Origin of the sequence: Syntrophorhabdus sp., assembly GCA_012719415.1 — a bacterium.
Taxonomy (GTDB): domain Bacteria; phylum Desulfobacterota; class Syntrophorhabdia; order Syntrophorhabdales; family Syntrophorhabdaceae; genus Delta-02.
This window is the reverse complement of sequence record JAAYAK010000303.1, coordinates 1-9,197: the sequence shown is the minus strand read 5'-3', so window position 1 is coordinate 9,197 and position 9,197 is coordinate 1. Positions and strand designations below refer to the sequence as shown.

Annotated in this window: 7 protein-coding genes; 2 read left to right on the top strand and 5 right to left on the bottom strand. The window is 58.5% G+C overall.

Annotated features, from left to right (window positions below; genetic code table 11):
- Positions 1-100 precede the first annotated feature (100 nt).
- Positions 101-553 (top strand): hypothetical protein, encoded by a 453-nt coding sequence (locus GXX82_17050; GenBank protein ID NLT24754.1) that lies wholly within the window; start codon positions 101-103, stop codon positions 551-553.
- 102 nt (positions 554-655) lie between these two features.
- On the opposite strand, the gene GXX82_17045 is transcribed toward GXX82_17050, so the two are convergent.
- The 5 genes from GXX82_17045 to GXX82_17025 all read right to left on the bottom strand — a co-directional run bounded on the left by GXX82_17045 (position 656) and on the right by GXX82_17025 (position 6,552).
- Complete coding sequence (locus tag GXX82_17045) at positions 656-1,567, bottom strand: nucleotidyl transferase AbiEii/AbiGii toxin family protein (GenBank protein NLT24753.1); 912 nt, start codon at positions 1,565-1,567, stop codon at positions 656-658.
- A gap of 1 nt (position 1,568) precedes the next feature.
- Positions 1,569-2,339 (bottom strand): hypothetical protein, encoded by a 771-nt coding sequence (locus GXX82_17040; protein ID NLT24752.1) that lies wholly within the window; start codon positions 2,337-2,339, stop codon positions 1,569-1,571.
- 227 nt (positions 2,340-2,566) lie between these two features.
- On the bottom strand, positions 2,567-3,253 hold the full coding sequence (locus GXX82_17035; GenBank protein NLT24751.1) for a tetratricopeptide repeat protein: 687 nt from the start codon (positions 3,251-3,253) through the stop codon (positions 2,567-2,569).
- 34 nt (positions 3,254-3,287) lie between these two features.
- On the bottom strand, positions 3,288-3,878 hold the full coding sequence (locus tag GXX82_17030) for a YdbL family protein (protein NLT24750.1): 591 nt from the start codon (positions 3,876-3,878) through the stop codon (positions 3,288-3,290).
- A 19-nt stretch (positions 3,879-3,897) separates the two neighbouring features.
- On the bottom strand, positions 3,898-6,552 hold the full coding sequence (locus GXX82_17025) for a hypothetical protein (GenBank protein ID NLT24749.1): 2,655 nt from the start codon (positions 6,550-6,552) through the stop codon (positions 3,898-3,900).
- Positions 6,553-6,773: 221 nt separating this feature from the next.
- Here GXX82_17025 and GXX82_17020 point away from each other — a divergent pair, with 221 nt between their 5' ends.
- The gene (locus GXX82_17020) at positions 6,774-9,038 is read left to right on the top strand and encodes a hypothetical protein (GenBank protein ID NLT24748.1); all 2,265 of its coding nucleotides are present in this window, start codon (positions 6,774-6,776) and stop codon (positions 9,036-9,038) included.
- Positions 9,039-9,197: the final 159 nt, after the last annotated feature.

Here is a 9,197-nt window from a genome sequence, read left to right as displayed (position 1 = left end):
TGTCGTCAATCCGGACCGTTCTCGACGTCCGCTGAACGCTTTGTGGCTCAGACGCCTGTTCTATTGAAGCGACTGATTGTCATCTGAAAGGATGTTTGCGATGAAGCATGTGTTGCGTATCGCCTGTGTGATGGGTTGCGTCCTGGCGTGGTGGGTCGGGATTTCGGTCGCGGGGTTTTCCCTGCCTCCCGAGGTATACAGGATAGGTTCGCTGAAGGAGGCTGAGGCGAGGGCCACCTCAACGAACGTGCCCATCGTCTTCGTTTATTCCGATGAGAACACGAGATGCGGCCTTGCCCGGACGGCCACGCTGGACGTGATGGGCGAACTCAAGGGCAGTGCCCTTGTCGTCTATGTCTCAAAGAATGATTCGGCAGGCATTCCCCAGAACGTCATCAAGGCCATGAATTCCCCCGCGGCAGGCAAGTTCATCCCGAAGACCGTCGCCGTCAACCCGAAGACCGGCAAGGTCGAAATGATCATCCCTTACATAAGCGACAGGAACAAGAGAATAGAGGAGATCAGAAAAATCAAGACCCTCATGCCTAGATAACCGGGGACCGGGATTCATCCGATGTCGAATGCAGTATTATTTGCTCTTTGCCTCCCGACGACGCGAAAACAATGGACAGGCCAATTTCCCGGATTGCTGGCCTCAAAGATCCAGACACCTCTCCAATTTGAGGATCGCCGACCTGTGTTTCTTCCCGTCCATCCTGGAGATGTTGAGCAGTTTCCATTTCACCGCCGGCAGATGGTCGATGCCTCTGATTCCAAGGCACTCCCATCGTGGTTCTCCTCTCTTTACCGACAGGATGAAATCCTTATCCTTGCCGGTCAGGCTCTCTCTGATCGTCCCCACAAGGCGGATCCTTGCCTCTTCGAGTTCGTCAATCGAGATCTTCACAAATGTCATGCCTTCAAATTCATTCTCATAGATCTGTCGCAGGTCCTGAAAGGTGGGCTCAAGCAGTTCTGACATGGGGCGGTCATGGCTAACCAGGTGGACAATGAAAGATGCCCTTATCGAATCGGTCACGCCTTCATTTTCAAGGAGAAGTTTGGCATCAAAGAGGTCTCGCGGATGCTGGCGATCGAGAGCCGCGCAGATCTTTCCTCCGTACAGGTCTTCCATGGCCAGGACTTTGGCTCTCACTGACATCCCAAATTCATCCTGTACCCGGGGCGTTGCCGACAGCGCCTGCGGTTCGTAGATCGTTCCCCGCAATACCGGGTTAGGCTCGATCTTCACGAGAATCCCCTCCACGCGGACCACAAGACCAAGGGTCTTTCCTTCAATTGTCTTTCGCGCGATCGCCGCGGACCCGATCATACGTTCAATATCTCTCTCAATGTCACCGAGGGCGTTGCTGATCGCCGCAAGAGCTGTCTCTCTGTCATCGACCGGCGTGTAGGTCAGGTCGATATCGACTGAAAGCCGGGGTAGATCGCGAACGAAGAAATTGATCGCCGTACCACCCTTCAGAGCGAACACGGGATAACGGGAGATAATGGGCAGAATCCTGAGGAGCAGTCTTGCCTGCCGGTAGTACGGGGAATCATTCATATCAACCTGCCTGTTTGCGCGGAAGGGTTACACGATACTTCGGGTCAAGGCGGCCGCCCTTGACTATGGTGCGGTCTCCCTTTCCCAGATCGATCCTGTCTAGATCGATCTCCTCAAGACATGGCAGGCGTTCAGCTTCGGCCATGCTCAGGAACAATCGTTTGACCTTCACGGATGTGCATGCCTCAAGGAGTTCTTGCACGAGAGGAGCGCTGAGCGTCAGAAGCGATTCCATGATACGCTCGGCTTCATCAAAGCCTTGCTTCGCGGGGACATGGTACAGCATTTCCATTGCTGCCCGCTCCGGCGAGGAAACGCGTATCGAATACTCCCCGACCGGAAGGTCGACCAGGCTTTCCGATATTCCGGACGGAAAGAGTCTCGTCATCTTGTACACTATCGGGACACTCCAGTCCCGCCTCTCGAACCATCTGGGAAGTCTGAGTCCCGGAGGGCCGAAAAGATAGACCGCGTGCTCGTCAAACTCCACGTAATGTCCGAAACCCTGAAGCACCAGCGCGGTCCTTGCCCCGCAATGGACAGGGAGTTGCAGTTGTATCTGCAGCGCAGCCAGCGCTCCCTTCCAATCAACGTCTTCTCCGCGACGGCGATAAGCACCATCTCCCAGAGAATCGAGCCAGTGCGAATGCTTGTAGCATGAAACCAGCCTGTTGTTGAAACCATTGGCTGCCAGAAACCTGCTGGTAAGAACCAGCCCCCTGGGGAAAGAGCTCATCAGGTGCTGTAATTTTGTGCCCCTTTGTCCAGTCATAATAGACATTATGTCATTTTATTACAGATGAGTCAAGGATGTTATGTAAACATATGCACCAATATCCAGTATAGCTATACTTACAGCCATTTATTTACAGAGACTTGTCGATGACGTTTCTTCTCTCCCGGAGAAACAGAACGAGAATGCTTCCTGACCCCCGATAAGACACCTGTTGACGGCAAAGCCGCTTGCATTGTCTCTTCACGCTCAAGCGGCTGCCGTCTCTATCTTACCATCTCTTTCATCAGGTTGAAGGCCTCGCTGCTCGCAGGGTCGAGGGAGAGGGCCTTTCGGGCCGCGTCTATGGCGTCGGGGATGGCGCCCGTCTTCAGGAGCGCCCGCGCGAGTCCGAGATACGCCTTCGCGTTGTTCGGGTTCTCCGTAACGGCGTCACCAAAGAGCTTCACCGCGTCCCGGACGTCGCCCTTCATGAACAGGGACGTCGCCACCGCGACAAGCGCGTTCGAGATATCCTCCTTGACCTTCTTCGCCTTCGGCTCCACGGACATGAGCTCCTTCAGGTACAACAGGGAGCCTTCGTAATTGCCCGTCCTGACCTCCGAGAAGGCCGCCCCGAGAAGGGCGTCTATGAGGATATCGACGATCTGGCCCTTGAAGTCCTGCGGCGAGAGGCGGTAAGCGGTCCGCAAGGAAGGGACCGCCTTCGTGAAGCTCTTCATGCTGAGATAGGTCCTGCCGAGATAGAGGTGGGCCTCATAGTAGTCCGGTTCGGCCGCCGCCGCCTTCTCGAAGAAAGGGAGGGCCTCGGCGAACTTCCCCTGGTTAAAGAGGGCAAGACCGGCCTCGAAATCGGCGCGCGCCGCCGGGCTCACGAAAGCTCCCGCGCAGGCGAAGAGATGGGCGGCCAGCACGACCGGGATGAGAACCTTCATGAACATCGTCTTCCGCATCTGAACATTCCTCCCTTTTTCGCCGGAGCCGGGACTATCTCTTCTTTTCCCATCCTCCACCGTCGTTCTGTATCCACCAACCGGGCTGGGATTTCCCGCGCCAGCTGTTGGCAAAGATCCTCTGGATCTTCGGCAGAGAGTCCGCGCCCAGGTTGTTCGCCTTCATGATCTCGTTGTACAGGGCATTGCGATTGCCGTTCTCCTGGCTGACGACCCGGTTGAGGTCCGCCTTGTCCTTAAGGTTTAAAGCACCCGTGTCGCGCGGCTCCACGAAGCCCATGTTGTTCTCCCCGATGGCTCCCCTGTCATAGAAGGGCTTGAGCTGGGGAAAACTGGCGGCCATGGCCTGTTTGAGGCTCCTGATGGCAGGGGTGGAAACATCCGCGTTGATCTGGGCCTCAGCCTCTTTCGGCCCCACGAGACTGCGCAGGGAATCGATAACGCTGCTCTGCTTGTCGTTCTTCTTCTCCTCGGGCTGCTTCTGGTCCTTTGTGCCCCGCACGTCATCCACGATCTCGTCGGCGGCCTTCTGGATGGCGGCGGCCGGGAAATAGATGTTGACGGTGACACAGGCAGCGAAGAAAATCGCAAAACCCAACGTGATATGACGCAATTTCCTGATCATTGTATCCTCCTTGATCTCTCTAGTTCACCTTTATCGTCGGACCCGCGCCGCCCTCGTCCTTCTGGAACACTCTTCCGACGCGTTCCTGCATGTCCTTGAAGCTTACCATATTCTGGGGGTCCCTGTTCACCACATCTATCCCCCTCAGGAAGGCCCGCCGTATGAGATATTCCGTGCCCCCTTCGACGATCTTCCCCCTGATGTTGAAATTGTCGTTCCTGAGCGTGCACCGTATGCCGATGCGGCTGTACGGGTATTCCTTGAAGAACTTGTTGAGGCCGCTCTTGAGGACCGCTCCGATGCCGCCGGAACCGGTGCCGAGGATGGATATGTTCTCGATGGCATCGACGGACACCTTCTGGGATTGTCCCCATTTCTTGACCGTGTCAAGGTCAAACACAAACCTCGATGGTTGACCGTATTCGACGACCAGATCCTTCACGGAGCCCTCGATGATGCCCGTTATCCTGCCGACCTTGATCGTCTCCGTCACCTTCCCGAGATCGATGCTCCTGAAGAGGATGTCCCCCCCCATCCTGCGCGAGGCCGAGAAGAGGTCCTTCACGTACATGTCCGCCACCTCTATCGTGCCCCCGAAGATGTCAACGGTCAGCTTCCCCTCCATGACGAGCTCCCCGTTCTGGTAGGCGATCTCGGGAAAGCGCGCCTTGACCTTGCCGGGAAAGGAAAGACCCGTGAGGTCGCTCAAGAGCTTCTGGACGTCTATGTCCCGCATTGAGATCCCGAACAGCAGCTTCGGAGACAACCCGAGGATGTCCTTCGCAGTGAGGGTCCTCACGCGGACCGTGCCGTCGTAAAAGGGAACGGATATGATCCCCGGGGCCGATATATCATTTCCATGGGCGGTGACGGGTATCTTCAGTTCCGGCAGGCTGTAGCTGCCCTTCGTAAACCCCGTGACCGTGACAATGCCCAGAGGCCCGGCCGGGAGGGGAACAGCACCGCCGCTCCCGGCCGACGCGAGATCGAAGGGGATGTCCATATCGATCCCCGCCACAGCGAGGGAGACCGCGGGCAGCTTCAACGACGCGGTCGATAGCCTCACGCTCCCTTTCGTGCCGAGTCCCTTTCCCGCCGATGTGACGGACACATCGGCGTCGAGCCTTCCGTCAACCTCCATGCCTTTCAGCGCCGCTGCCGTCTGGGCGAGATAGTCGGCCGCGAGGAGGCCGACCACCCTCTTCACCGCGACATCTTCGGCGGTCACATGAACACCCCATTTACCGGCGTCCACGAAACCGTCGTAGGCGTACCGCCCCGTGTTGAAGAGATCAAGAGTGCCCCTGAAGCGGGAACCTCCGCTTCCGTTTACCGTCACATCGGCCCGCGAAGAAAGCTTCGAGGGCTCCTTCCTGAGGTCCTTGTAATACCTTCCCCAGAGGTACTCGCCGGAAGAAACCTGCGACGATATCTTCATGGAGGCCTCTTTGCCCTCTCCCCGGGGAAGGCTGAAATTGAGGATGACGGAGCCCGTGATGCCCTGGGCCGCCTTCGAGCCGTCGGGAGATGAAAAACCGCCTTTCCTCACGTCCATGGTGAGGGTCCCCGAAAGGGACGGGGCCTTGCCGCCAATGTTCCCTTCCATCCGGGCCGTCAGCGAACCCAGTCCCTCGACGGACCACTTCTTCGCCTCCTCCTCGGTCATGAGCGTCTTCGCCATCGCGAAGAGACTGGAAAAATTGAGATCCCGCGTTTCAAGGACCGCGTTGAAGGGCATGGCTCCCTTGACGGTCAGGCGCCCCGTTCCCTTCACCGCGCCTATGCCGGGCATCGTGATCTGCAGGTTGTCCACCGAGAGGGTCCCCGCCCTGGTGCCGTACAGGGCATTCATCGAAAGCTGTCCCTTCCTGAGCTCCGCCTTGCGCCCTTGCCCCGCGAAGATCACCGCCTCGATGAGCGCCGCGGCCCGTGAGATCACGATGCGGTCCTTCTCGAAGAGCACGGGAAGGGTGAGCTTCATTCCCTTCAACGTCACATCCCCCATCGAGCCCTCGTCGATATCGATCTCGATGGCCCCCTTCCCCAGCATGTCGGGGAGGATCCCCGTCAGGTCAAGCCTTCCCTTGCATCTTCCCGTCGCCCTCATCTTCGAACCCCCCGGCCCGTCGATGACGACGGAACCGGTGAAGGCAAGCGCGCCTCCATGGTCCGGCGAGAAGCCTTTCACGGTGAGGTCGATCTTCTTCAATGTGATGGTACCGGGAGAACCCTTGAAGGTGAGGGTGAATTCCCCGTTCTCCATGGTCAGAAGGTGGACGGGGGGTATCTTCCGGATGAAGGACAGGTCCGTTTCCGTCTCCTTCCTGTCGCCGAGACGGATGCGTATCTTCGCGTCCTTCAGAAGGACCTTCTCCACGTCGCCGCGGAAGGCGGACCCGGGACTGGAAGAAACGCTCACCCGGGAACTGGCGAAGATGAAGTTCCTTCCGCGAGTGTCGGCGATGGTGAGCCCCTTGAGGTCCGCCTTCAGGGGATACAACGAAAAAGACTCCGCCGCCATGTCATAACCGAGGAGGGGTCCGCTCACCGCGGAGACGGCGCGCAGCAACAGCGGCGTCCTGGCAAGAAGGACAAGCCCTGCCGCAAGAGAGGCAACAAGGATGACAACAGTGAGAATGTACCTCTTCTTTCCCATCGCTCGTTCCGCTGCCATTATAGCATAAAAGACCGTTCCAGGTTCCATGTTCCAGATTCCATGTGCGAAAACCGTGACCGTGACCTTGTATTTGTCGCCTCCTTCCACTATGGTATGTAAAGGAAAGGGAGAAGACAGGTTATGGGTGATAGGCCATAGGTGATGGGTATGGATCAAAGAAAGGTCTTTCCCATTACCTATAACCCATTACCTATGACCCGTCTTCTCAAGGTCCACACATGATCGCGTCTCTTATATCTCTTCTTCTCGTGACCGGGTTCTCGGGGATCGTGGCGCAGACGGTCCTTATCAGGGAATGCCTTATCCTTTACGGGGGGAACGAGCTTTCCATCGGTGTGACCATCGGCGCCTGGGTCGTCTGGGAGGCCCTTGGAGCCTTCATCGGAGGGCGGTGGCCGCGGGGGGGCCGCGGCGCGGCGCATGCTTTCATTACCGTCAGTCTCATCTTCGGCATTGTCTTCCCGGCGAGCGTCTATGCCATCCGCGCCTTTAAGGTGATCGCGGGCCTTCCCCCGGAGATCGCCCTCGGCATTACGAGCATCTTCGGCGCGTCCATGGTGATATTTCTTCCCCTGGGTCTTCTCCACGGTTTCGCCTTCACGACGGCCTGCAGGGTTTACGAAGGCGTGAAAGGCCCCGGCGGGAAGGCGGCGGGAAGTGTCTACTTCTACGAGATCGTCGGGACCATCGCCGGAGGGATACTGGTAAGCTACGTCCTTGTCACCTGGCTTCATTCGTTCCGGATCGCGGGCCTGATACTCGCCCTCATGGCCCTCGCCTGCTCTGTCATGGCCGTCTCGGCGGCAACCCGAACAGGAAGGTTCCTTGCGGCCTTAAGCCTTGCCATCGCGCTCGGTTCGGCCCTCTCCATGGCCGCAGGCCTTGACGGACGCCTGCACTGGCAGTCCATCGCCGTGCAATGGCACGGCCGCGATGTCATTTCCTACGAGAACTCCCTCTACCAGAACATCGCCGTGACACGGGGAACGGGGCAGTACACACTCTTCACCGACGGCCTGCCGGCGGCCACCATCCCCGTGCCCGACATAACCCGCGCGGAGGAGATCGCCCACATCCCTCTTCTCACCCACGGCTCGCCGCGCAATGTCCTTATCCTTCATGGCGGAGCGGGCGGCGTCATCGGCGAGGTCCTCAAGTACCCCACAGTGCGCCATGTCGACTATGTCGAGATCGACCCCGCCTATCTCGGTACGATCGCCCGCTATCCTTCGGAGCTTGTCCGGTCTGAATTCGGCGACCCCCGCGTCACCCTGCACCACACCGACGGCAGGCGTTTTGTCAAGATAGCACCCCCCGGCCGGCGTTACGACATTGTCCTTTTAGGGATCACCTCTCCCACGACGCTTCAGGCGAACAGGTTCTTCACGCTGGAGTTCTTCCGGGAAGTGCGGCGGATCCTCGCGAATGAAGGCATTCTCGTCTTCACCGTTCCCGGCTCCCTTGCTTACTACGACAGGGAGCTCAGGGATATCAACATGTCCGCCATGACCACCGCGGGAAAGGTCTTCGCTCACGTTGCCGTTGTCCCGGGAGACGAGAACATCTTCCTTGCCTCGGCGTCGGCAAAGGACATTGACCTGTCGCCGCAAAGACTGGAAGGCAGGTTGCGAGACTTGCGGCTGGCCACACGGCTCATCTCGCCGCCCCACCTCCAGTACCGCCTCGACAGGGAACGCATGGGGTGGTTCCGCCGCGCTATCGAACCATCCCGGGCCGAGGCCAACCGCGACCTTGCCCCGAAGGGCCTCTACTACACCATCGCGTACATCAATGCCCTTCACACCCCTTCAATGAAGGGGCTCTTCGCGGCCGCGGGGCATTGGGGTATCCCCGTCTTCCTCGCCGCGCTGGGGCTTGTCACCGTCGGCACATTCCTCCTGAAAGGCAGACACCGGACGATACCCGCTCTCTTCGTCGTCTCCACGACGGGTTTCGTCGTCATGCTCCTCGAGTTGTCACTCATCTTTGTCTTCCAGGTGGCATACGGATACGTCTTCCATGAGATCGGTATGCTCATCACCATGCTCATGGCCGGCATGGCCGCCGGCAGCATGACCGCTGCCCGGCGCGGCGCAGCGGCCGCAAGGGCTTCGAAGACCCTTATGACCGCCGAGGCCTCGCTGGCATTCTTCTGCCTTCTTCTCACCGTCCTTTTCGCCCTCGCCGGCCATGGCACGGGAGGTATGACGGGCCGCCTTCTCTTCTTTGCCCTCCTCTTTGTCCCGGGGTTCTTTGCGGGAATGGAATTCCCCCTTGCCGTGGAACTCTGCGAGGACAGAGAGCATACCGGGGGGTCCGTGGGGTCCGTCTACGCGGCTGACCTCGCGGGCGGTTTCACAGGAGGCATGGTGGGAGGCTTCTTCCTCTTTCCCCTCATGGGTCTCACGATGAGTTGCCTCGTTTTCGGCACCCTCAAGGCTGCCGGGTTCTTTCTTCTTCTGTTATCAGGGAAAAGAAAGTAGTATAATAGCAAGAAATTCGGCTGTATTCGCACTATACCACAGCGATGGTGCCACGGTGAGAAGAAGAGATTTCCTGAAGGTCGCAGCACTCATGCCTTTCGTCCTTGGTGCAGGAACGAATGTTCACGCGCAGACATCCGGGCCGGCATTCCACGAGGC

What these genes read in the sequence shown, in the direction of transcription:
- GXX82_17050 (NLT24754.1), top strand. Translation starts at nt 101, where the DNA reads ATGAAGCATGTGTTGCGTATCGCCTGTGTGATGGGTTGCGTCCTGGCG.
- GXX82_17045 (NLT24753.1), bottom strand. Translation starts at nt 1,567, where the DNA reads ATGAATGATTCCCCGTACTACCGGCAGGCAAGACTGCTCCTCAGGATT.
- GXX82_17035 (NLT24751.1), bottom strand. Translation starts at nt 3,253, where the DNA reads ATGCGGAAGACGATGTTCATGAAGGTTCTCATCCCGGTCGTGCTGGCC.
- GXX82_17025 (NLT24749.1), bottom strand. Translation starts at nt 6,552, where the DNA reads ATGGCAGCGGAACGAGCGATGGGAAAGAAGAGGTACATTCTCACTGTT.
- GXX82_17040 (NLT24752.1), bottom strand. Translation starts at nt 2,339, where the DNA reads ATGACTGGACAAAGGGGCACAAAATTACAGCACCTGATGAGCTCTTTC.
- GXX82_17030 (NLT24750.1), bottom strand. Translation starts at nt 3,878, where the DNA reads ATGATCAGGAAATTGCGTCATATCACGTTGGGTTTTGCGATTTTCTTC.
- GXX82_17020 (NLT24748.1), top strand. Translation starts at nt 6,774, where the DNA reads ATGATCGCGTCTCTTATATCTCTTCTTCTCGTGACCGGGTTCTCGGGG.